Source organism: Clostridium sp. Marseille-P7770, from assembly GCF_902143525.1.
Lineage (GTDB): Bacteria > Bacillota > Clostridia > Lachnospirales > Lachnospiraceae > Pilosibacter.
This window is the reverse complement of sequence record NZ_CABFVC010000004.1, coordinates 527,995-551,316: the sequence shown is the minus strand read 5'-3', so window position 1 is coordinate 551,316 and position 23,322 is coordinate 527,995. Positions and strand designations below refer to the sequence as shown.

The window sequence follows — 23,322 nt, the reverse complement described above, 5'->3', positions numbered from 1 at the left end:
TCTGTCAGTGGGAGCTTTCAACTCCCACTGACATAAGCATCCCCCTCACCCGCCGCTTAGTGCTCCGCGCACTTGAAGCGGGGGAATGCTTATCTGCGTTCAAATTCATCCCTACTTCGGTCCGCCCGTCTGATACTCGGACAGATTTCCGGAGGTCGAAGAACCGGAACTTCCCGGTGTGCTGGTGCCGGATGAGCCGGAGCTGTAGTTGTAGTTCGCGCCGGCGCTTCCAGGACCGGTCACACTGCCGGTATTTGTATAATAATTGTTATTGCTGCTCGTTCCGCTATTTCCACCAGGACTTACGGTCGAAGTACCTGTACTGCCGCCGGGGGCGGTTGTGGAAGCCGAGCTTCCGGAAGTGCTGCCGGTTGAACCGGATGAGTACCCAGGACCACCTGTCTGGTAATTTCCAGCCGCCATTCCGGTTCCTGACGAATTTCCGATCGGATTCGAAGAAGGAGAAGTCGCAGTCGTTCCTGCATTTCCGCCCGGCGCAGATCCCGCTTGCGTTCCGGTCGTAATTCCATTCTGGCTGTTTCCGGTCGCCGGAGTTCCTGTATAATTACTTCCGTTGATCTGCGTTCCGGACGTTCCAGGCGTGTATACACTTCCCGCGGACCCGCCGCCGATCGCAGACGTCTCACTCAGGCAGACACCGCTCTTATTGAAGGTATAGTTGACATTGTTTACAACGAATGAGCCGTTGGAAACCATCTTTCCATCTGCCGGATTCAGATAATAATACTTTCCGCCGTCGTTCAGCCAGCCTGTGATCATATGTCCGGACTGGTTAAAGTAATACCAGCTCTGTTCGATCTGCTTCCAGCCAACCGACATCACACCGGATACCGTATCCATGTAATACTTGTTTGTTCCGTCACTCTGCCATCCGATGACCATGCGCCCGTCGGTGTGGAGATAATAGAACTTCCCGTCAAGCTGCATCCAGCCGGTCATCAGCTTTCCTTCGTTATTGAAGTAATACCAGTAACCGTCAAGCTTCGTCCATCCGGCCGCCATTGCGCCGCTCGCGTCAAAATAGTACAGAAGCCCATCGATCGTCTGCCAGCCGGTCAGCATCGTTCCGTCCTGTTGGAGGAAATACCGCTTTCCGTCGATATCCGCCCACCCGCGGACGAGCTTTCCGTTGCTGCCAAAATAATAATATTTTCCGTCCATCTTCCGCCAGCCGGTTACCATCGAACCATCGCCGCGCAGATAATAGTAATCCGTATCGATCCGCAGCCATCCGGTTACCATCGCGCCGTTTAACAGATAGTAATATTTCCCATCGACCTGGATCCAGTCCTTTGCCATCGTGCCGTCGGAATTCAGATAGTACCATGCGTCCTCCGCCTGCAGCCATCCGGTCTTCATCTGCCCGGTGGTCGGGAGAAGATAGTAGTACTGGTTGTTTAAGAGGAGCCAGCCTTTATACTGGGTTCCATCCTGATTCAGGTAATACCAGCTCTGTCCGTCATTGATCCAGCCCGTCTGTTTTACATAATTCTTATAATAGTACCACTTGTCCCCGATCAAGCGCCAGCGGTTCGCCGGAAGTTTTCCACTCAGGTCCTTAAAAGAAAAGTTGATATCCACATTTCCACTGATCCCGTTTACGGTTCCCTGGTTTGATGCCTGCCAGAATGCCGCACCCTGGTAGGACGGTTTTGCGTCGTAGCGGGCGATCCAGACATCATAGTGGACCTTCGTCATATCGATCTTATTGTTGAGCCAGTAATCATTGGTATAGACCATCGGATAATATCCGGCTGTCTCGACTTTTTTACAGAATGCGTTGATAATATCAGAAAGCTGCGCCGGAGTCAGATTGTTCATCTCCTGTGCTTCCACGTCGAGGACGACAGGATAGGAGATCGGGTAGTCCTTGATAAGGTTCAGGACAAAATCTGTGTCGGATTCCGCCATCGCAGTTGTTGTCGCGTAGGAGTAGAGGTAAACGCCGACCCGGAGACCAGCAGCGGCCGCCCCGCGCACGTTTGTCTCAAAATATGGGTCTACCGCGTTGTTGTAGCGGGCTCCGATCATCGCGAACTGGATATCATCAGCGGCGACTGCAGACCAGTTGATATTTTGCTGCCACTGGGAAACATCGACACCCCGCGACAGGATCCCGGTAAGCACGGAACCATCACTTCCGATATAAGAGCCGGATGCGTTCTTCTGCCAGGCCGCCGCCCAGGCTGGAAGCGCCGGACTCACAGCGGAAAAAGCCATGACGGCACTTAGAAGAAGCGCCGCCGCTCGTTTCTTTTGTCTCATGGAGATCCCCCTTTTAAACTTGTATTTCAATAAGAACGGGGTCAAACAGTCTTTGCCCCGGTATTTTCAATGTAAAAGATCCCGGGACAGCTGGCATTTTATCACAGCTCCATCCCGGGACCATATGGACGTTATCTGCGTATTTTCAGTATAGCATAAAAATACAGATACGTCTTGAAAAAATTCACAGAAAAATGCGGCAACTATTCGGCTTTTCCGATCCCAAGAAATTCCGGCGCAGTGATGATCTTCTTATAAAACTGCTTCGCATACCGGTACATCACGATCGTGTAATCGCCAAATTCCTCGCCGACACTGCTCTTATACACTGCCCACAGGCACCACAAAAATCCGCCGAGAGCGATATATGCGTAGTAGACGAACCGCTCCTCGGAAGTCGGCTCCCTGTGCAGGTAAGTCGTAATGAGCTTTTCGACCTCAAAATCATTATAATAAGAATATATCGCGCACATGCTCACATCGATCAGTGGATCGCACATGCCGGAGTACTCCCAGTCGATCAGGCGGATATCACCGTCCGGCAGGAACAGGAAATTGTCGCATACACTGTCGATATGGGACAGGACCTTCGGCCGGTTCAGACGGTCGAGGCGGTCGAGCAGTGTGAGCATGTGAGCTTTTACTTCCGGATAATCTTCAAAGAGCTTTTTCTCGTAACCGCGGCACAGCGCTTCATAAAAACTGATCCGCTCCCGGATATCGAAAGAATGGTCAACATGGAGCTTCGAATCATGGAGCTTTTCCACAAGCGCCATACATTTCGCCACATCATCCCAGTTGCGCGGATCGCTGTTGCGCGCGCCCTCATAATATTCAGAAATCTTGTAACCAGTCTCCCCGTTCATGTATACAACATGCTCGGTGATCCCGGATCCTTTTACGGCATCGTAGACAGCCTTTTCCTGTTTCCGGTTGATCAAGAGCTCGGTGCCCGGACCAGGAATCCGGCAGATATAGGACTTATCATGGACCTTGAACAGGAAAGACTTGTTGGTCATACCCGTTTTCAGGCACTTGATCCCTGTAATCTCGGATTCCGGAACATGAAGGACCTCGGAGATCAGTTCCATCGCGATATTGTCGGAATGATTCTGGTAGCGCTCATCGAAAAGGCGGAGCTCCTCAAGGTTCTCAAACTCGTACACCTGGTTGTCCGGCTGTTTGTTGATATACATTTCCGGCACCGGGAAGTGATGCTTGCCCGGAAGATGGCTGTCGACCTCACCGTTTAAGAGGTCTGCGAGAACCTGTTCCCAGTACATCTGCTCCGTTCCCGGGGTATGATAATATTCTTCAAGGATCGGGAAGAACTGTTCCGAAAACTCTTTTGAGAAGAACACCGGACCATACATGACCCAGGAGTCCGCGCCGCCGACCTTAACGCCGGTGAGCAATCCCTTTTTGCTTGTCTCAAGACACCATTCGGAAGTCTCGCCTTTCATAAATACGGAAGAGTACCAAGCGCCGCATTCATAAGTGTGGTACATATTATTCCGCATCCAGTTGTCGGAAGAGAGGAGATAAGTGTTCCTTCCGATAAAACACTCCCGGGCGCGGTAGAGCGTTGTCAGCGTGTTCTTATTGTGATATTCCGGGTTATAGAGAAGCTTGACGCCGAATTTGTCGATCAGGTACTCGAACTTCTCCTTTAAATAACCGACCACGATCGTGATATCTGTGACGCCGGCCCCATGAAGCTGCTTGATCTGGCGCTCGATCATGCGCTCGCCATAGACTTCTAAAAGTCCCTTCGGCGTCTCAAATGTCAGCGGTACAAATCTGGACCCGAATCCTGCCGCCAGGATCACGGCACTGTCCATCCGGTATTTTCTTAAAAGATCCACACCGCCCTTTAATAAGGAATAAGTCCCCTCAGCCGGATCAAACGTGAAGAGCTCCTGTGCCAACCCATCCTTCACGAGATGGTTGCAGGTCCCGAGCGAAAGATCCATCGCTGCCGCCAGCTCCCGCTGTGTCATCTTGTTGTTCTCATAAATATTTCTGCAGAGTAATCCCAAACGATCCATAGTCATCCTCCGAATCAGTTGAATCATGTTTGCGACACTTATCATGAAACATGCGGCCATGGAAACGTGGGAGAGTGTCCACACGTTTGTGACTGAAAATATATGTTTAATAATAAGGAAGAAACTGATAAAATGAACGTGTTCAAAATAATAAAAATAATAGATACATATGAACATTATAACACGTACTTCCGATAATACAAGATGATATTTTGAATATGAATTTACAATGTTCAAAATACCCTTAGTTATGCATAAAAATGAACATACCATTATGACACATTCCTGCCACAAAGCTGCCACAAAGTGAAAAAACAGGCAAATTGTACTGATATCCGTACAAAAACGCCATAAAATGGCGTTCGTGTAAGAATTTCGTAAGAAAATAAAAACAAAAAAGATATGGAAATTCTTAAGAAATTATACTATAATACCAGTGTATTCGAGGTACAGAGTATTTCTGGAAGCGAAGTAAGATAGTTCCCTTTATTAAAAATTCTTCATTTTTTGTAAAAAAACTATTGATAATTTTACTTATCGGAAGTATAATGGCTTCGTAATGCAATTAGGAATTTCAAAAAGCGTTTCAAAAAAACAAAAGGAGAGTGCATTAATTATGAGAAAGCAGACTAAAATTGCTGCAGTCGTATCCGCAGCAGCTCTGTTAGCATTAGGCGCTTCCATGACATCTTTCGCAGCTTCCAAGGGAACCTGGATGATGGTTGATGGCGAGTGGTATTGCTACGACAAAAACGGTGACGCATATACAAACGTATTCTGCTCCAGCAATGGTAAAGAGTACTTCGTAGGAGATGACGGACAGCTTGTTCGCTCCGAGTGGGTTGAGTACGATGGAAGCTACTACTTCGTAAACAGCAGCGGTGCTAAGATCACAAACGACTGGAGATTAACAACTCCGTACGATGACGAGAGCGCTGATGAGGAGTGGTACTACTTCAAGTCCAACGGTAAGAGAGCCGAGAACGAGAAGATCACTTACAAGGGAAAAACATATTACTTCGATACAGACGGAAAGATGCTCACAGGTTGGGTAACAACTGGTGATAATGCTTCTTCTGTAAACGAGGCTAACGGTTATGAAAAAGACCACACATTCTACTGCGACGAGACAGGTGCTCGTGTAGAGGGTGCATGGGTGAAAGATACTAAGCCGGGCACATCTGATGATGATGCAGATGAGGATGAGTACTGGTACTACTTAAAGAAAGCTACCGGTAAGCCGGCAACAGGCAAGCAGTCCAACATCAACGGTCAGATCTACCTCTTCAACAACGAAGGCCAGATGCAGCACGGCTGGGTAGCAGAAGCAGCTTCCAGTTCTGATGTTAAGTTCTATCAGCTTGACGAAGAGGACAATGAGAAGCCAATGAGCGATGCTACAAAGGCTGTTTACTACTGCGGCGACGAGGATGACGGACACGCAAAGAAGAACAAATGGATGAAGACATGGCTTCCGAGCGATACAAACGAAGAGGAAGATGACAAAGAGTGGTTCTGGTTCGATAAGGAAGGTAAACTCTTCAGAGCAGGTTACAACACAGCTGCTGAAACCGCTTCTAATGCTTGGAAGTACAAACTTGATGAAGGCACACTTGTACAGGATGCTAATGCTCCGGTAGCTACGATTGGTAAGAAGAAAGTAAACTCCAAAGATTACTGGTTCACAAGCGATGGCGTAATGCTTTCCAAGTTCTACTTAATCGACGATGCTATGTACTACTTCGGCGGATCTGATGATGGTTCTATGAAGACTGGTTCCCAGTCCATTAAGGACAACGCAGGTGACACATATAAGTTCTATTTCTACACAAAGGATCAGTCCAGCGAGTTTAAGACTCCGAACAACAATGTTAAGGGTCTCAAGAAAGGTGCTGGCGTAGTTGGTAACCAGAGTAATAAGCTTTACTGGTATGGTCTTCAGATCCAGGCTGATGATTACAAATATCAGGTTGCTGAAATCAAGGTAGCAGGTACTCCGTATAGATTTATCGTTAACTCTAACGGTACTATTCAGCACTCCAAGAGCACTGAGTACAAAGAGGACGGCGACATCCTCATCAAAACGGGTGTAGATGCAGACACAGAGTTCGCAACAGCAGCTCAGGTTAAGTATGCAATTACTAACGAAAATACAGTTGAAAAGAATGTAAGCGATGTGGATCTTGGCACATTCTTTGTACCGGCTGTAAGAAAGTAATTCATAAAAATTAGAAATTCTAATTGCACATGTGGACCGGGCGAGATTTTCTCGCCCGGTCTTCTTGACGTACATACTAATGCGCAAACCCAAAACAATTATCTGGAATAATTTTCCTCCATTAAGGAATCTGCTTAAATGCAAAATGCACATATATTTTCACGAACATCCCATTTTATTATCTACACTATATATTTTTTACCGCACAAAGTATCTGAAAAAAAAGAATAAAAATCCCAAAACATGATTCAATTCTAGTCCTAAGCTTAAGGATTGTCATGCTTTGGGATTTTTTATTGTTGAAAAAATTATATAATCAGATAGAACGTCTTACTAATTTCAAAAAGACCGGGCGAAATTTTCTCGCCCGGTCCACGTGTGCAATTAGAATTTCTAATTTAGATTGATCAAATCAACCTAGTTATAGAACTTTGTAAGATCAACGTCAGATACTTTATTTTCAACACCAGACTTGAAGCCGTACTTGTACTGACCATCTTCTACATACTTAGCTGTACCAGTCTGTGCATTACCTTCGCTGTCTTTGTATTCCTTGCCAAGTACTTCATCAACAACGATGAGATCCTGACCATCCTCTTTGTATGTTGTACCATAGGAGCGCTGGATAGAACCGTTGGAGTTAATGATAAATTTAACATTCTGACCATCATTGTCCTTAAGGGTAACTACCTGCTACTTGTAATCATCAGCTGTAAGTAAGAGACCATAGTAGTAAAGCTTGTTGCTCTGGTTACCAACAACGCCGGCACCCTTCTTAAGCTTATTGCCAGCTTTCGGAGTCTGGTACTTATCTGTAGTCTGATCTTTTGTATAGAAGTAGAACTTGTATGTGTCACCGGCGTTATCTTTGATGGACTGGGAACCAGTCTTCATGGAACCATCATCAGCGCCACCGAAGTAGAACATAGCATCATTGATCTTGTAGAACTTGGAGAGCATTACGCCATCGTCTCTGAACCAGAATCTTTGGAGTTTACTTTCTTCTTACCGATGAGTTTTGCTACCTTACCATCATCCGATGTAAGAGTACCTCCATCAAGTTTGTACTTCTCAGCGTCAGCTGCTGTCTCGACGGAATTCTTCTTATTTTCGCTTGCTCTTTATTTTCGCTTGCTCTGAAGAGTTTACCTTCCTTATCGAATCAGAACCACTCTTTGTCGTCGTCCTCTTCGTTTGTATCGTCCGGAAGCCATGTCTTAACCCATTTGTTCTTCTTAGCGTGTCCGTCATCCTCGTCGCCGCAGTAGTAAACATCAAAATCACCTGCTGCGCTCATCGGCTGCTCCTCGTCCTCTTTGTCGAGCTGTACAAACTGTTCGTCAGCAGATGTTGCTGCTACCCAGCCGTGCTGCATCTGACCTTCGTTGTTGAAGAGGTAGATCTGACCGTTGATGTTGGACTGCTTGCCTGTTGCCGGCTTACCGGTAGCTTTCTTTAAGTAGTACCAGTACTCGTCTGCATCTGCATCGTCGTCATCTGTACCCAGCTCTACGTCCTTAACCCATGCACCCTCTACACGAGCACCTGTCTCGTCGCAGTAGAATGTGTGGTCTTTCTCATAGCCGCTTGCTTCGTTTACGGAAGATGTGCCGTCACCAGTTGTTACCCAACCTGTGAGCATCTTTCCGTCTGTATCGAAGTAGTAGGATTTTCCCTTGTAAGTGATCTTCTCGTTCTCAGCTCTCTTACCGTTGGACTTGAAGTAGTACCACTCTTTATCAGCGCTGTCATCATCGTACGGAGTTGTTAATCTCCAGTCGTTTGTGATCTTTGCACCGCTGCTGTTTACGAAGTAGTAATCTCCATCGTACTCAACCCACTCAGAACGAACGAGCTGTCCGTCATCTCCTACGTAGTACTCTTTACCATTGCTGGAGCAGAATACGTTTGTATATGCGTCACCGTTTTTGTCGTAGCACTGCCACTCGCCATCAACCATCATCCAGGTTCCCTTGGAAGCTGCGAAAGATGTCATGGAAGCGCCTAATTGCATTACGAAGCCATTATACTTCCGATAAGAAAATTATCGTAGAATCTAAAATTTGAATATTTTGTCGATTATAATCGACAAAATATGTATAATATATTTGAAAATCGTTTATAAGTTTGATATACTGAGACTATGATTTGAAATTCGTTTTACAGAAATGGGGTGCAGACTTTTATGATAAAGCGTGAATTATATATGAAACGAATCCGTCCGTTCATCGGAACAGATTTGGTTAAAGTTATGACAGGAATTCGTCGTTGCGGGAAATCGGTTATGTTGGATCTAATAAAAGAAGAGTTGAAAGAATCGGGAATCTCTGCAGCACAGTTTATCACGTTCAATTTTGAAGATATGAGGAATGCAAATTTCTGTACAGCAACGGCTCTTCATGATGAAGTAGTCAGACGCGCATCTGAAATTTCCGGAAAAGTGTATCTCTTCTTTGATGAAATTCAGGAAGTGACAGACTGGGAAAAATGTATCAACTCTCTGCGGATTGAGATGGACTGCGACATTTATATCACGGGATCGAATGCACGGCTTCTTTCAGGAGAACTGGCGACTGTCCTGGGCGGACGATATGTAGAATTTACGATTTATCCATTCTCATATGCAGAGTTTATGGATTTATACAAAGATATTTTTCCGGATGCATCTGATTCGGCTGTATTTCAGAAATATTTAACTCTGGGCGGAATGCCTTACCTGGCAAACCTTCGTTACGCAGAAAAACCGAGCAAACAATACCTTACCGATGTTTACAATTCTGTTGTTTTGAATGATGTGGTAAAACGAAACAAAATACGTGACATCGATTTACTTACAAGAATTGTTACTTATGTGATTGGAAACATCGGAACTACATTTGCTGCCACATCGATTGCTAAGTTTTTAAAGAGTGAGCGCCGTACCGTGGCCACTGACACAGTATTAAATTATATCCAGTATTGTATCAGTGCATATCTGTTTTATCAGGTAAAACGACAGGATATCCATGGAAAACAGATTTTGTCAACAAATGAAAAATATTATATGGCCGATCATGGACTCCGAGAAGCTGTTTTTGGTGGAAACATGCGTGATATCAATCTGATACTTGAAAATATTATATACATGGAATCATTGCGCCGAGGATATACCATAACCGTAGGAAAAAGCGGCACGAAGGAAATCGATTTTATCTGCCAAAAGCAGGATCAGAAGGTTTATATACAAGTCACCTATCTCCTGGCATCCGAAGAGACGATTCAGCGCGAGTTTGGAATATATGATTCCATCCATGATAATTTTCCTAAATACGTTGTTTCAATGGATGAACTCGATTTTAGTAGAAATGGTATCAAACACAGGAATATTAAGGAATTTCTGTTGATGAAAGAGTGGAACTAATGAGATCCTGAAAATTAACAATGTTGTGAGTCTCAATAATAGCAGCATTTTCCGCCTGTATCGAAGTAGCAGGCTTTTCCTTTGCAAGCAATATTCTCGTTCTCAGCTTTCTTACCATTGGACTTGAAGCAGTACTCCTCGCCATCAACCGTCATTCAGGTCCACTTGGAAGCGGCGGAGGATATCATGGAAGCAAAAGCTACTGCAGCGATTTTGGTTTGCTTTCATCTGCATTCAGAGAGCCAAAATGTGGTGAAAAAAAGAAAAATTTTTGCATTTTGGTCCTTGATTATAAAGCAAAAATCAGCTACACTATATTCAAATCACGATTTAGTAAATCAAGATTTGGTATCATAAGGGGAGGTGGAGTTTTGTTTATAGGAAGAAAAGCGGAACTTGATTTTTTGAATTCAAAATATTCAGAGCCACAAGGGCAGCTGATCGTATTATACGGAAGACGGAGAGTTGGAAAAACCGAGATTCTTCGCGAGTTTTGTAAAGGTAAGCCACATGTATTTTTTTCGTGTACGCAGACGACCGACCGCGCGCAGCTGGCAAAATTTTCACAACACCTGCTCCGTGAGGACATTCCGGCCAGGAAATATCTATCAGAATTTGACGATTGGGAAAAGGCATTTCTCGCTATCACAGATCTTCCATACGGGGAGAAGAAAAAATTGGTGGTGCTGGATGAGTTCCCATATATGTGCCGTGGAAATATGAGCATTCCCTCAATCCTTCAGAACCTGTGGGACAGCAAACTGAAAGACCAGAATGTCATGCTTATTCTTTGCGGCAGCGCGATGAGCTTTATTGAAAAAGAGCTGCTTTCGGAGAAAAATCCTCTGTACGGGCGTGCAACCGGAATTTACAAGATGAAGGAAATGGGATTTTATGATGCCATAAAATTTTTCCCAGGCTATTCGGATTATGATAAGATCGTCACATATGCGATTCTTGGGGGAATTCCGCATTATCTGAAGCAATGGAATCCGAACTGGTCTGTTGAGGAGAACATTAAAAAGAATATCCTGTCAAAAGGCTGTGTTTTGTACAGTGAAGTAGAGTTTCTTCTTCATCAGGAACTTCGCGAGACTGCTCTATATAACACGATTATCGAGGCCATTGCGCTCGGAAGCACAAAATTAAATGAGATCAGCAAGAAATCTCTGATCGATGATACTTCAAAAACAAGTGTCTATTTAAAGAATCTTATTGAACTTGGGATCATTGAACGGGAATTTTCTGTTGAAACTTCTGTGAAAGAGAAGGCAAATGCAAATCGCGGAATCTATAAACTGACAGATAATTTTTTTCGCTTCTGGTATGCATTTGGATTTGCTAATTATTCCCAGCTTGAAGACGGTGATGTTGACGGAGTCTATGAGTATATTATAAAGCCTGAAATTCATGAGTTTTGCGCAGCTGCGTTTGAAGATATTTGTCTGGAGTTTGTAAAACAGCTCCAGCGGAAGAATCAATTACCATTCCGCTATGCAAGAATTGGACGATGGATGGGAAAAACAACAGTTCGCGATCCGGCTGTTGAAAGCGGGACCAGGATTGCTGAGACCGAGATCGATCTTCTGGCAATTGATCGATATAGCAAGAATTTCCTGGTAGGAGAATGTAAGTTCAAGGGAAAGCCATTTACGTATACAGAATATCTGAATACCATTGCGAAGCTGGAATCATTGAAAAAGGATGCGGATTTCTACTATGCACTATTTTCAGAGAATGGATTTGATGAAAAGATTCCGCGTGACCAGAATTCCTGCTATTTATATTCACTTGGAGAGATTGTGAAGAACGATTTCTAACATGTATATTTGGTCAGTCGCCATCAACCATCATCCAGGTTCCCTTGGAAGCTGCGAAAGATGTGAGAGAAGCGCCTAATGCAAGCAGGGCAGATGCAGAAACAACTGCTATGATTTTAGTCTGCTTTCTCATAATGAATGCACTCTCCTTTTTGCGTTTTTGAAATTGATTTCAAAAATCCTAATTGCATTACGATAGCATTTAAGTAAAATTATCGTGGGTTCGGAAATGGGGCATTTCGACCGTTATTTCTTGCATCTTTTTGGGGCGGACTATATAATATTGTTAAATATGTGCTATTGCTGAGAGGAGGATGTAAATGTCCAATATGAATATTCCCGTCGGGATTTCAGAATTTAGAAGGATCAGAGAAGAGGATTATTACTACATTGACAAAAGCGGACTTATATCTACTCTTTTAGAAAATACACCTGCGCAGGTTACCTTGATCACACGTCCACGGCGCTTTGGAAAAACTTTAGGAATGAGTATGCTTGCAAACTTTGCGAAATTCTAATTGCAAAAGCGCGGACGGGAAGAGATTCCTGTCCGTTTTTGTTTCCATAATGCAGAAAATCGGACAGGAATTTCTTCCTGCCCGATCTGTTTGCAATTAGAATTTCTAATTAGAATAATTGATTATTTTGTGAAGCCGTTCTTGCCTTCGATGAACTTAGACATATCAACATCATCAACTTTGGACTGAACGCCAGCTGTGAAGCCATACTTATAAGCTCCAGTTGTGTTGTATGCAGCTTTTCCGCCCTTCTCTACGGACTTATCAACTGTGATCAGCTCATCGCCATCCTCTTTGTATGTTGTGTCATAAGAGTGCTGAATAGAACCGTTGGAGTTAACGATAAACTTAACGCCATCGATATTAGCTACCTGATACTTATAGTCATCAGCCTGGATAAGCATACCATAGTAGTAAAGCTTATTGCTCTGGTTACCAGTTACACCAGCGCCCTTGTTAGCACCAGTCTTTGTCTCGAAGTAGAACTTATAAGTATCGCCTGTGTTGTCCTTAACAGACTGGGAACCAGTCTTCATAGAACCATCATCAGAACCACCGAAGTAGTACATGTTGCCATTGATCTCATAGAACTTAGAAATCATAGCTCCATCCGGTCTGAACCAGTAATCCTTAGAATTTACTTTCTTCTTATCTACGCCAGTGATCTCAGAACCGTCATAAACAAGCTTGCCTTCTTCAAGTTTGTACTTCTGAGCCTTAACAGCGTCAGAACCAGATGCTCTGTAAAGCTTACCGTTCTTATCGAACCAGAACCACTTCATATCATCTTCTTCTTCGTTTGTATCGTCCGGAAGCCATGTCTTTAACCATTTGTTCTTCTTAGCGTGTCCGTCATCCTCATCGCCACAGTAGTAAACTTCACTGTCTGCTTCCTCAGCGAGAGTGATCATTGCCTGCTCGTCGTCCTCTTTGTCTAACTGAACAAATTTCTTTGTCTTAGAATCGGAACGAGCTACCCAACCATACTGCATCTGACCATACTCGTTGAAGAGGTAGATCTGACCGCTAATGTTGGACTGTTTGCCTGTTGCCGGCTTACCAGTAGCTTTCTTTAAATAGTACCAGTACTCGTCTGCATCTGCATCGTCATCGTCTGTACCCGGCTCTACGTCCTTAACCCAAGCACCTTCTACACGAGCACCTGTCTCGTCGCAGTAGAATGTGTGGTCTGCATCATAGCCTGTAGCTTCGTTAACTGCAGATGTACCGTCACCTGTGTTAACCCAACCTGTGAGCATGATTCCGTCTGTATCGAAGTAGTATGTTTTTCCCTTGTAAGTAATCTTCTCGTTCTCGGCTCTCTTACCGTTGGACTTGAAGTAGAACCACTCCTCATCAGCTGTGTCATCATCATACGGAGTTGTTAATCTCCAGTCGTTTGTGATCTTAGCACCGCTGCTGTTTACGAAGTAGTAATCTCCATCGTACTCAACCCACTCAGAACGAACGAGCTGTCCGTCGTCTCCTACGTAGTACTCTTTACCATTGCTGGAGCAGAATACGTTTGTATATGCGTCACCGTTTTTGTCGTAGCAATACCACTCGCCATCAACCATCATCCAGGTTCCCTTGGAAGCTGCGAAAGATGTCATGGAAGCGCCTAATGCTAACAGAGCTGCTGCGGATACGACTGCAGCAATTTTAGTCTGCTTTCTCATAATTAATGCACTCTCCTTTTGTTTTTTTGAAACGCTTTTTGAAATTCCTAATTGCATTACGAAGCCATTATACTTCCGATAAGTAAAATTATCACAAGATGGGGAAACGACCTGTTTTGAGCAAATTTTAAGAATAATTTCATAAAAAACCCCACAAAAGGAAGGAAATTCCCGGTGGCGCAAGTTGCGGGAAAAGTCGAAGGATGTTATAATATAATAGATTTTTTATGACATACGGGTGGAAGAGAGAAAAAACGATCCACGGTATTTCTGACGGTACATGATACAGACCTTGGAGAGGGTCTATAAACACTACTACTTTATAATACGAGGAAGTAAATCATGGCAAACAGAATAAAGAAGAAAGAGGATACGAAAAGCAGCTATCAGGATAATGTTGCTTTGATCATGGCGGCGTTCACGCTGATCGTACTCTGCGTGCTCCCGCTTGTGTTCCACGATTTCTATTTTGATATCCTGGAGACAAAATATCAGTTTTACAGTGTTGTTGCGATCGCTGCGCTTGTGATCATGGGCGGATATGGCCTCGCGAGCGGAAAGATGCTCGAGTGGTTCTCGAAGTTCAATTTCCAGACATGGAGAAAGAGCATGAGCATCGGGGACTGGGCGATGGTTGTTTTCTGGCTCACAAACGTGATCTCCTGGATCCTGTGCAAGGACTGGAGATGGGAGGCATTCTGGGGAACATCCGGACGTTATAACGGCGTATTCCTCATGACGATCTACATGATGACATATTTCCTTGTCACCCGTTTTTACCGGTTAAAACAGTGGTATCTGGACGCATTCCTCGTAGTCGGCGTGTTTGTATGCGTGTTTGGAATTACTGACTACTTCCAGATGGATATCCTTGGATTTAAGGTAAATATGATGGATACACAGAAATCCATCTACACCTCCACATTCGGAAATATCAATACTTATACGATCTATGTGGCAGCGCTGTTAGCAATCTCCATGATCCTGTTTACACAGGAGAAAAACCAGAAGAGAATGTTCTGGTACTATGGAAATATGATCCTGACAAGCTTTGCGCTGATCATGGGCAGCAGTGATAACGCATATCTGTCCCTCGCAGCGATCTTCGGTCTGGCACCGTTATGGCTGTTTCAGACAAAGACAGGACTTCGCAGATATGTGATCTCCCTGGCGACATTCTTTACGGTGATCCTCTGCATCAACGGGATCAATAAGGCGTATGCGGCATCCGTTCTCGGGATCGACAGTGCGTTTAATCTGATCGCGGGGACGAAACTTCTTCCGGTACTTGTAGTGCTTCTCTGGGTGATCGCTGTGGTACTTATCTTTATGAACAGAAAACCACAGGCCCTGATGAACAGGACAACGGATGATTCTATGAATAAGATCGCAGTCTATATCTGGATCGGTGTGATCGCGGTTGTCTGCCTTGCGGTTCTTTTCGTTCTTTATGATGCGAACCTTGGAGGTCATGCAGATAAGTATGGCGCGCTCAGCTCCTACGTTGTATTCAATGATGAGTGGGGAACCCAGCGTGGATATGTGTGGAAGCGAGCGATGGAGATCTATACAAAGAAGCTGAATCTTCTCCAGAAGATCTTCGGATATGGACCGGATACGTTTGCGCTGATCATGCAGTATTATTATCCGGGCGAAATGCAGAACGGACGTATGGTGATCTTCGACAGTGCACATAATGAGTACTTACATTATCTGGTAACGACCGGTTTCGTCGGAATGGCGTCTTACCTTGTATTTATGGTTTCTTCGATCGTTGCGATGGCGAAGAAGATCAAGGAGCAGCCGATCGTGGCAGCAGTCATGATGGCAGTTCTCGCGTATGCGATCCAGGCGGTTGTCAATATCAACCTGCCGATCGCAATGCCGATCATCTTACAGCTTCTTGCGATGGGAGTCGGAAGAAAGAAAACGGCCGACAAAGCGGAAGAAAAAGCTGAATAACAGGAAAATCAAAGCAGAGACAAACACAGGGAGGAACGAACAATGCAGGCAGTCATCATGGCCGGCGGAAAGGGAACGAGACTGGCGGCGCTCACAAAGGATGAGATCCCGAAGCCGATGGTCCCGGTTGCCGGAAAACCGCTGCTTTTATGGCAGGTCGAAAGGCTAAAAGAGAATGGGATCACGGATCTGATCATGGTGATCGGACATCTCGGAAATAAAATTAAGGAATATTTTGGCGATGGAGAGCAGTTTGGCGTTTCCATCCGGTATTTTGAGGAGACGGAACCGCTCGGGACTGCGGGATCCTTTTATTATCTGAAAGACATGATCCACGGGGACCGGTTTGTGATGATGTCCGGGGATCTGTTCTTCGATATTGATTTTCAGCGCATGATCCGGTTCCACGAGGAAAAAGGCGCAGTTGCCACATTATTTGTTCATCCGAACGGACATCCGTTTGACTCGGATCTTCTTGTTCTGGATGCGAATGATAAGGTAACAGCGTTCGACTCGAAACACAACGTCCGCGATTACTGGTATAAGAACTGCGTCAACGCAGGAATTTTTGTGTTTGAAAAGAAGATCTGCGATTATGTGCCGGAGCCGGTGAAAAGGAATCTGGAGAACGATGTGATCAAAGGAATGCTGGACGCGGGAGAGCCGATCTACGGCTATTGCTCCCCGGAGTATGTGAAGGATGTTGGTACGGTTGACCGTGTAGAGCAGACACTGGCAGACATCACGCGAGGCGTGATCGCGGATAAATGCCTGAAAAATAAGCAGCGCTGTATCTTTATGGACCGTGACGGTACGATCAACCAGTATAAGGGACTTGTATACAAAGAGGATGACTTCGTTCTGGAAGACTGTGCGGTCGATGCGATCCGGAAGATCAACCAGTCCGGAAGACTTGGGATCGTGATTACGAATCAACCGGTTGTTGCAAGAGGTCTCTGCGGAATTGAGGACGTGGAGAATATCCATAAAAAGATGGAGACACTGCTCGGAAAAGAGGGCGTGTTCTTAGACGATGTTTTCTTCTGTCCGCACCATCCGGACAAAGGATACCCGGAGGAGAATCCGGCTTATAAGATCCCGTGCGAGTGCAGAAAGCCGAAGACCGGGATGATCGAGAAGGCGGCGGAGCGGTTCAACATTGACCTCAAGGAATCCTGGATGATCGGGGATACGACGATGGACATCCAGACAGGCGTGAATGCGGGAATGCGGACAGCGCTTGTGCTGACCGGGGAAGCCGGGAAGGATAAGAAATACGACGTGAAGCCGGATCTGGTGTGTGAAAATCTGCTGGATGCGGTGGAGAAGATCTTGAAAAGCGAAGATCGTTAAGATAAAATATGAAAACTCAGCAGAAGAGAACAGTTAAATGTTAGGAATTGCTGAGTGAAAACGTCAGAAATAAATGATATATAGCTGCGTAAAATTAAATGGACAAGAGATATCAGCATCGCAGCGAGGGTACTGGCTTGTTTGCCATAAATTTTGATGGACAGAGGCGATGCGAGCAGCCAGAGAGTAAACGATTGATAGAGTAAATCACAGGAGAATAGAGAAACCATGATCATTACACAGACCCCTTTCCGCATGTCTTTTTTCGGCGGCGGAACGGATTTCCCAGACTTTTATAAGGAACACGGCGGAGCCGTCATTTCCACGACATTTGATAAATATTGCTATGTAAATGTGCGTCATCTGCCGCGCTTTTTTGACTATTCGACCGAGCTTTCCTACTCAAAGATCGAGCGCGTGACAGATGTCAACGACATCAACCACCCGGCGATCCGCGAGGCGATGAAGTATCTGGATATGCAGGAAATCCGCCTGACTTACGAGGCAGACCTTCCGGCGAGATCCGGACTCGGAACGAGCAGTTCCTTCGCAGTCGGCATGTTAAACGCATTCTATGCATTAAAAGGAAAATATGCGGATAAGAGAAAACTCGCAGATGATGCGATCTACTTAGAACGTGTCCTCTGCAACGAGAGCGGTGGCGTTCAGGACCAGATCGCGGCGGCATTCGGTGGATTAAACAGGATCAACTTCAATGCAGACGGATACGAGGTAAATCCGGTGATCATCTCCCCGGAGCGGAAGGCACAGTTAAACAATAACCTGATGCTCTTCTTTACCGGATTTTCGAGATTTTCCTCCGATATCCAGCAGACAACGGAGAAAGTGCTTGTCGATAAACAGGCACAGCTCCTTGAGATGCTGTCTCTTGTCGATGACGCGGAGAAAGTTCTGACTTCCAAGACGGACCTCAACGAATTCGGCCGACTTCTCGACTATACCTGGAAGCTGAAACGCGGAATTTCCAACCGGATCTCCACGGATTCCATCGACGGACTCTACGCGAAAGGAATCGAGGCCGGTGCACTCGGCGGAAAGCTTCTCGGAGCCGGCGGCGGCGGATTCCTCTTATTCTACGTTGAGCCGGATAAACAGGAACAGGTCCACAAGGCGATGGAAGAACTCTTATATGTGCCGTTTGAGTTTGAGAACAGCGGTACGAGAGTCATTCATTATACACCGGAGACGTATGAGAAGAGGTAGGACGCATATAATGTTGTTGGGGTCAAACGCTTTTTGACCCCGATACCATATAAGTGATGGAAAGCATGATTTCAAATCAGGAGGAATCTATGAAACTGGTATTGAAAAATGTTGGAAAAGTGCAGAATGCTGCCGTGGAGATCAATGGAATCACGGTCATCGCGGGAGAAAACGATACGGGTAAAAGTACCGTTGGGAAAGCACTCTTTTCCGTGTTTAACAGCTTCTACAATATTGATAGAAAAATCATGTCGGAAAGAGCAAACAGTATTGATAATCAGCTTTTTGCAGTGTCCAAGGACTTCAGGTCAGGATGGTTCTTTCTCACTGATTATAGCGAATTAACAAAAGAAATTATCTCTCTTGTGAAACAAAAGAAATCAGAAGAGGAACTCCGGAAAAAAATTTCGGATATCATTTCAGAATATAACAAGAAAAAATCAAATACTCTTTCGCAGGATGCAATCGATGGCTGCGCGGAACGGATTGCAAGGAGCTTGTTGATACCAGACGAAGAGATATTAAAAACTGTTTTACAAAAGAATATGGATGCAGAATTTCGTGGACAGATCGGAAATGTCTTCTATGAAGCAGAAAGCTTAATCCGGCTTGTGATTCAGAATGAAAATGTGGAAGTAAAGTTCCTGAACAATAAAATCGCAGATTTGAGAAATCCGATCAGACTGGGAACAGAAACAATCTACATGGATGATCCGTTTGTGCTGGATGAACTTACAGGATCTGAATCACGAAACTGGACGCGAATGCAGAATTATCTGGACCACAGGGCGCATCTGGAAAAATGTCTGACTTCTGTTTCGGACAAGCATAATGTCGTTGATGAAATTGTGGCGAACAAAAAGCTTGAACAAATCTACCAGACAATATCAACAGTCTGTGAAGGCGATGTTGTGGATGAAAAACATGATTCCGTAGGATATCACATTGGAAACCAACGTCTGGAAGTCAGAAATATGTCAACAGGCCTCAAAACCTTTGCGATTTTAAAAAGACTTCTGACCAATGGTTGTATCGAGATGAATGGAACCATCATTCTTGACGAACCGGAAATCCACCTTCATCCAGAATGGCAGCTGGTATTTGCGGAACTGATCGTTCTCCTGCACAAAGAATTTGGACTTCACATTCTTTTAAACACACACAGCCCATATTTCCTGAATGCGATCGAGGTGTATGCTGCGAAATACCAGGTCACAGACAAATGTAAGTATTATCTGATGCAGAGCACAGGCAAGACATCTGAGATTGAAGATGTATCAGATAACATTGAGAAAATTTACAGGAAACTTGCAAGACCGCTGCAGGAATTAGAGAATCAGAGGTACCGCTATGAATGATTTTGGCATTTATGCCATGTTTGCCGATCACAAATCTACGTTAAAAGAATGTTCGGGAGACAACAGCGATGGCAGTACCATCAAATTTATGACGGAGTCTCAGATAGAAGCTGTAAATTTTGATAAATTTAAGACAAAATACACGAATGATCTGAGACTTTCGGAAGAATGTGCTGCCTCTGCGGACGCGCTCCTTCAGACAGATACAGGACTGGCCTTTGTAGAATTTAAAAATGGGAAAGTGAATAACCGGAATGTAAAAGATAAAATCCGTGACAGCTTGTTGTTATTTTGCGATTTTACACAGAAGACCATATCCTATACCAGAGAATATGTAGATTTTATTGTGGTGTATAATGAAGAAAAGAATCCGCTTCCAAATCAGTATAAGAAGCAGATGACCGCAGATGCCCCATCCCGCACTGAAATCAGCAGATATTTTCTTGGAAAGGGAAATCAGGAGCTGATCCTGTTTGATCTGGAACGATATCAGCATTTGTATTTCCGCAAAGTACACACATACACGAAAGAACAATTCGGAAACTATATAGAAAAAACATTATCAGGTGGCCCAGTATCGTGAAACAAGCATATTCAGTTTTGATGTCGGTATATCAAAAAGAAAATCCGGAATATCTCCGGGCAGCGGTGGAGAGTGTTCTGGGGCAGACGGTGCCACCGGAAGAGGTGGTGCTGGTCTGTGACGGACCGCTGACAGAGGCATTGGACAGAGTGATCGCGGAGTATGAGGAGCATGAAATTGCTTTTCGCGTAGTCCGCCTTCCGGAAAACGGCGGTCTCGGGAAAGCGCTGAACGAAGGACTCAAGCACTGCTCCTGTGAATGGATCGCACGGATGGATACGGACGATCTTTCGGCGCCGGACCGATGCGAAAAACAGCTGAAATTCCTGGAACAGCATCCGGAAGTTGACGCGTTGAGCGGAACGATCGCGGAGTTTCAGGGAGACGCGCTCGATGGAAAAACGGCGGAAACAGCGGTGATCTCCTATAAGACCGTACCGGAAACACAGAAAGAGATAGCCGCCTACATCAAACAGAGAAATCCGATCAACCATCCGTGCGTGATGTTCCGGAAATCAAGAGTGGAATCCGCCGGAGGATATCAGCCGTGTCCGTATTTTGAAGACTACGACCTATGGGTGCGGATGTACAAAGAGCATGCGGTGTTTGCAAATCTGCCGGATACACTGCTCTACATGCGGATCAACGGAATGCACCAGCGGCGGGGCGGGATCCGGTATGCGAAGTGTGTGATCGATTTTCGCGTGAAAATGTACCGGAATCGGGTCATCACATTCGGAGAGTTCCTGCCGATGACGGTAGTTCGGGTTCTGGTGAGTCTGATGCCGAATTCGCTGCGGCGGTTCTTATATGAGAAAAAATTAAGAAAACAACAGTAGAAGAGGCGGAAAAGCATTAGCAGGGGAATTGCAAATATAGAGGTATGGAAGTGCCAGGAGAAAACGGAAACTGTTAAGACTCCGGATAGTAATGAGAAATTTGCAATTGCTAAGACACTGGGTATTACGAAAAGACAAACCAATGAATATAGCTGTTGGAGCGGCGGGATTGTGCGTATGAACTGCTTGCGGATTGTGGGAAATCAAACCAGTGAACACAACTGCCGGGACGGAAGGAAACATATAGCAGATCAGACAACCATGAGAACATAAAACATTTCGTAAATAAGAAATTATAGACAGGGGCATGTGAACGGAAAACGGATCACAATGCCCCTGTGGTGTATCAAAATACGGAATTTTCAGTTTGGAAAAGTGCAACTGTGAAAAATAGGATGAAAATAACCCATAAATGGATGGAAGACCCATTTACCCAATATTGCGAAAAGCCCTGTTAGGTGGTATACTGTAATAAGGGTTATTTTGCTTAATTGAACAAACTAAATAAATTGAAGAAAAAATTTTCCAGGATTGCGGCACCGCTTTTGCCGGACCATTCAGAAAATGGTCAGCGACAGAATGCTAAGGGCAGCTGCAAAGACCGGATGAAGTTACGATTAAGGAATCACAAATGGAATGAATACAAAAAAGATAAATAACAACTTTGAACCATATAAGCGCGTGGTAAAATTTGCCGGATCGGCAATCATTGTGCTTCTGGAACTGGCCGCCTATTATTATGTGTGGATGAACTACTATAACCGAAATATGACAGTGGCTTTCTGGCGGCGCGGAAACTGGCTGATCGCAGGCGAATATCTGATCCTGTCTCTGGTGTTGCACCGGCTGTACGGCGGTCTGAAGGTCGGGATTTATAAATACTGGACGCTTGTATACTCCCATATGCTCTCGATCGTCGGAGTCAATGCCTTTTCGTATGTTCAGGTCGTTCTGTTCGACAAGAAAATGCATAATCCGGCAGCGCTTTTAGGACTCACTGCTCTGGATTTCGTGATGGTCCTGCTCTGGGCACTTGCATTTAAAAAAATCTATGCGGCGATGTTCCCAAAACGGAGACTTCTGCTGATCTACGGAAAGAAACCGATGTTCCACCTTGTGAACAGGATCGATACCCGCGACGATAAATATGAGATCGCGGAAAATATCTCGATCGACACCGGTCTTGAGAGAATCATCAAACAGGCGGAAGATTATGACGGTGTGATCATCGGAGATATCCCGGCGAGAGCGCGAAACCAGCTCATGAAACTCTGCTATGCGAGAAATATCCGCAGCTATACGGTCCCGAAGATCAGCGATATCCTGCTTCGCACTTCGGTAGAACTCAACATCTTTGATTCCCCGCTGTATCTTTCAAGAAATGACGGGGGATTGGCCTGGGATCAGGCAGTCGTAAAACGGATCGAAGATATCATCGTTGCGGGGGCGATGCTCCTTGTGACGAGCCCGTTCTTCCTCATTATCGCATTCCTGATCTGGAATACCGATAAAGGACCGATTTTCTATACACAGGAACGCCTGACGAAGGACGGAAAGATCTTCCGGATCTATAAGTTCCGGACGATGATCGTTGATGCGGAAAAGAAAAGCGGACCGGTAAAAGCGGGAGAAAAAGATCCCCGTATTCTTCCGGTCGGACGGTTCTTACGCGCAACGCGTATGGACGAGCTTCCGCAGCTGTTAAACATCCTCAAAGGCGATATGAGCCTGGTAGGACCGAGACCGGAACGGCCGGAGCTCGCGAAAGTTATCACAAAAAATATCCCGGAGTTCGAGTATCGCCTGAAAGTAAAGGCAGGACTCACCGGATATGCACAGGTGCATGGACGTTACTGCACGACCAGCTACGACAAATTGAAACTGGATCTGACCTATATCCGAAATTACTCGATCTGGCTTGACTTAAAGCTGATCCTTATGACACCGAAGGTCCTTCTTATGAAGGAATCCACGGATGGTTTCGAGGAAGGTCTTTGGGAGGATCCGGCTTTAAAAGAATAGAATGGATAAAAA

General features: G+C 45.1%; 18 protein-coding genes. 12 read left to right on the top strand and 6 right to left on the bottom strand.

Annotation, left to right across the window (positions count from 1 at the left end; translation table 11 throughout):
• Positions 1 to 111: 111 nt before the first annotated feature.
• Complete coding sequence (locus FN001_RS12445; protein ID WP_142412046.1) at positions 112 to 2,286, bottom strand: GH25 family lysozyme; 2,175 nt, start codon at positions 2,284 to 2,286, stop codon at positions 112 to 114.
• 203 nt (positions 2,287 to 2,489) lie between these two features.
• Positions 2,490 to 4,334 carry a sugar phosphate nucleotidyltransferase gene (locus FN001_RS12440; RefSeq protein ID WP_118532589.1) on the bottom strand — a complete coding sequence of 615 codons (1,845 nt, stop codon included), beginning with the start codon at positions 4,332 to 4,334 and terminating at the stop codon, positions 2,490 to 2,492.
• A gap of 616 nt (positions 4,335 to 4,950) precedes the next feature.
• Here FN001_RS12440 and FN001_RS12435 point away from each other — a divergent pair.
• Positions 4,951 to 6,552 carry a PspC-like choline-binding domain-containing protein gene (locus FN001_RS12435; RefSeq protein WP_185911920.1) on the top strand — a complete coding sequence of 534 codons (1,602 nt, stop codon included), beginning with the start codon at positions 4,951 to 4,953 and terminating at the stop codon, positions 6,550 to 6,552.
• Between the two features lie 693 nt (positions 6,553 to 7,245).
• Here FN001_RS12435 and FN001_RS12430 read toward each other — a convergent pair.
• Together FN001_RS12430 and FN001_RS12425 are read right to left on the bottom strand one after the other, a co-directional pair.
• A complete protein-coding gene (locus FN001_RS12430) occupies positions 7,246 to 7,512 on the bottom strand; it encodes a hypothetical protein (RefSeq protein WP_142412044.1) in 267 nt (88 codons plus the stop codon).
• Between the two features lie 202 nt (positions 7,513 to 7,714).
• Complete coding sequence (locus FN001_RS12425; protein ID WP_185911919.1) at positions 7,715 to 8,548, bottom strand: PspC-like choline-binding domain-containing protein; 834 nt, start codon at positions 8,546 to 8,548, stop codon at positions 7,715 to 7,717.
• Positions 8,549 to 8,737: 189 nt separating this feature from the next.
• Here FN001_RS12425 and FN001_RS12420 point away from each other — a divergent pair, with 189 nt between their 5' ends.
• Positions 8,738 to 9,952 (top strand): ATP-binding protein, encoded by a 1,215-nt coding sequence (locus FN001_RS12420; RefSeq protein ID WP_142412042.1) that lies wholly within the window; start codon positions 8,738 to 8,740, stop codon positions 9,950 to 9,952.
• A 32-nt stretch (positions 9,953 to 9,984) separates the two neighbouring features.
• On the opposite strand, the gene FN001_RS18625 is transcribed toward FN001_RS12420, so the two are convergent.
• Positions 9,985 to 10,107 (bottom strand): hypothetical protein, encoded by a 123-nt coding sequence (locus FN001_RS18625; protein ID WP_279230964.1) that lies wholly within the window; start codon positions 10,105 to 10,107, stop codon positions 9,985 to 9,987.
• Positions 10,108 to 10,138: 31 nt separating this feature from the next.
• On the opposite strand from FN001_RS18625, the gene FN001_RS18135 reads away from it, so the two are divergent.
• From FN001_RS18135 to FN001_RS12410, 3 genes are all read left to right on the top strand, one after another.
• Entirely contained in the window at positions 10,139 to 10,309 is a 171-nt protein-coding gene (locus FN001_RS18135; protein WP_185911918.1) for a hypothetical protein, read from the top strand.
• Between the two features lie 14 nt (positions 10,310 to 10,323).
• Positions 10,324 to 11,772: an AAA family ATPase gene (locus tag FN001_RS12415; RefSeq protein ID WP_142412041.1), complete on the top strand. Its 1,449-nt coding sequence runs from the start codon at positions 10,324 to 10,326 to the stop codon at positions 11,770 to 11,772.
• Positions 11,773 to 12,092: 320 nt separating this feature from the next.
• A complete protein-coding gene (locus FN001_RS12410) occupies positions 12,093 to 12,290 on the top strand; it encodes an AAA family ATPase (protein WP_142412040.1) in 198 nt (65 codons plus the stop codon).
• 122 nt (positions 12,291 to 12,412) lie between these two features.
• Here FN001_RS12410 and FN001_RS12405 read toward each other — a convergent pair whose 3' ends face one another.
• Positions 12,413 to 13,969 carry a hypothetical protein gene (locus FN001_RS12405; RefSeq protein ID WP_185911917.1) on the bottom strand — a complete coding sequence of 519 codons (1,557 nt, stop codon included), beginning with the start codon at positions 13,967 to 13,969 and terminating at the stop codon, positions 12,413 to 12,415.
• Between the two features lie 342 nt (positions 13,970 to 14,311).
• On the opposite strand from FN001_RS12405, the gene FN001_RS12400 reads away from it, so the two are divergent.
• The 7 genes from FN001_RS12400 to FN001_RS12370 all read left to right on the top strand — a co-directional run bounded on the left by FN001_RS12400 (position 14,312) and on the right by FN001_RS12370 (position 23,310).
• Positions 14,312 to 15,931, top strand: a complete 1,620-nt coding sequence (locus FN001_RS12400; protein WP_142412038.1) for an O-antigen ligase family protein — start codon at positions 14,312 to 14,314, stop codon at positions 15,929 to 15,931.
• A 42-nt stretch (positions 15,932 to 15,973) separates the two neighbouring features.
• Entirely contained in the window at positions 15,974 to 17,284 is a 1,311-nt protein-coding gene (locus tag FN001_RS12395; protein WP_142412037.1) for an HAD-IIIA family hydrolase, read from the top strand.
• A gap of 228 nt (positions 17,285 to 17,512) precedes the next feature.
• A complete protein-coding gene (locus FN001_RS12390) occupies positions 17,513 to 18,508 on the top strand; it encodes a GHMP family kinase ATP-binding protein (RefSeq protein WP_142412036.1) in 996 nt (331 codons plus the stop codon).
• Between the two features lie 89 nt (positions 18,509 to 18,597).
• Positions 18,598 to 19,866 (top strand): AAA family ATPase, encoded by a 1,269-nt coding sequence (locus tag FN001_RS12385; protein WP_021904213.1) that lies wholly within the window; start codon positions 18,598 to 18,600, stop codon positions 19,864 to 19,866.
• On the top strand, positions 19,859 to 20,449 hold the full coding sequence (locus tag FN001_RS12380) for a hypothetical protein (RefSeq protein WP_142412034.1): 591 nt from the start codon (positions 19,859 to 19,861) through the stop codon (positions 20,447 to 20,449). Before FN001_RS12385 ends, FN001_RS12380 begins: the two co-directional genes overlap by 8 nt.
• Positions 20,446 to 21,288, top strand: coding sequence for a glycosyltransferase (locus tag FN001_RS12375; RefSeq protein WP_142412033.1), 843 nt, complete (start codon positions 20,446 to 20,448; stop codon positions 21,286 to 21,288). The genes FN001_RS12380 and FN001_RS12375 overlap by 4 nt, the downstream gene beginning before the upstream one ends.
• A gap of 636 nt (positions 21,289 to 21,924) precedes the next feature.
• Entirely contained in the window at positions 21,925 to 23,310 is a 1,386-nt protein-coding gene (locus tag FN001_RS12370; protein ID WP_142412032.1) for a sugar transferase, read from the top strand.
• The last annotated feature ends 12 nt before the right edge of the window (positions 23,311 to 23,322 follow it).

Bases quoted from the DNA above. Each gene is read 5' to 3' on its own strand.
- FN001_RS12445 (WP_142412046.1), bottom strand. From the start codon at position 2,286: ATGAGACAAAAGAAACGAGCGGCGGCGCTTCTTCTAAGTGCCGTCATG.
- FN001_RS12440 (WP_118532589.1), bottom strand. From the start codon at position 4,334: ATGGATCGTTTGGGATTACTCTGCAGAAATATTTATGAGAACAACAAG.
- FN001_RS12435 (WP_185911920.1), top strand. From the start codon at position 4,951: ATGAGAAAGCAGACTAAAATTGCTGCAGTCGTATCCGCAGCAGCTCTG.
- FN001_RS12430 (WP_142412044.1), bottom strand. From the start codon at position 7,512: ATGCTCTCCAAGTTCTACAAGATCAATGATGCTATGTTCTACTTCGGT.
- FN001_RS12425 (WP_185911919.1), bottom strand. From the start codon at position 8,548: ATGACATCTTTCGCAGCTTCCAAGGGAACCTGGATGATGGTTGATGGC.
- FN001_RS12420 (WP_142412042.1), top strand. From the start codon at position 8,738: ATGATAAAGCGTGAATTATATATGAAACGAATCCGTCCGTTCATCGGA.
- FN001_RS18625 (WP_279230964.1), bottom strand. From the start codon at position 10,107: ATGACGGTTGATGGCGAGGAGTACTGCTTCAAGTCCAATGGTAAGAAA.
- FN001_RS18135 (WP_185911918.1), top strand. From the start codon at position 10,139: ATGGAAGCAAAAGCTACTGCAGCGATTTTGGTTTGCTTTCATCTGCAT.
- FN001_RS12410 (WP_142412040.1), top strand. From the start codon at position 12,093: ATGTCCAATATGAATATTCCCGTCGGGATTTCAGAATTTAGAAGGATC.
- FN001_RS12405 (WP_185911917.1), bottom strand. From the start codon at position 13,969: ATGAGAAAGCAGACTAAAATTGCTGCAGTCGTATCCGCAGCAGCTCTG.
- FN001_RS12400 (WP_142412038.1), top strand. From the start codon at position 14,312: ATGGCAAACAGAATAAAGAAGAAAGAGGATACGAAAAGCAGCTATCAG.
- FN001_RS12395 (WP_142412037.1), top strand. From the start codon at position 15,974: ATGCAGGCAGTCATCATGGCCGGCGGAAAGGGAACGAGACTGGCGGCG.
- FN001_RS12390 (WP_142412036.1), top strand. From the start codon at position 17,513: ATGATCATTACACAGACCCCTTTCCGCATGTCTTTTTTCGGCGGCGGA.
- FN001_RS12385 (WP_021904213.1), top strand. From the start codon at position 18,598: ATGAAACTGGTATTGAAAAATGTTGGAAAAGTGCAGAATGCTGCCGTG.
- FN001_RS12380 (WP_142412034.1), top strand. From the start codon at position 19,859: ATGAATGATTTTGGCATTTATGCCATGTTTGCCGATCACAAATCTACG.
- FN001_RS12370 (WP_142412032.1), top strand. From the start codon at position 21,925: ATGAATACAAAAAAGATAAATAACAACTTTGAACCATATAAGCGCGTG.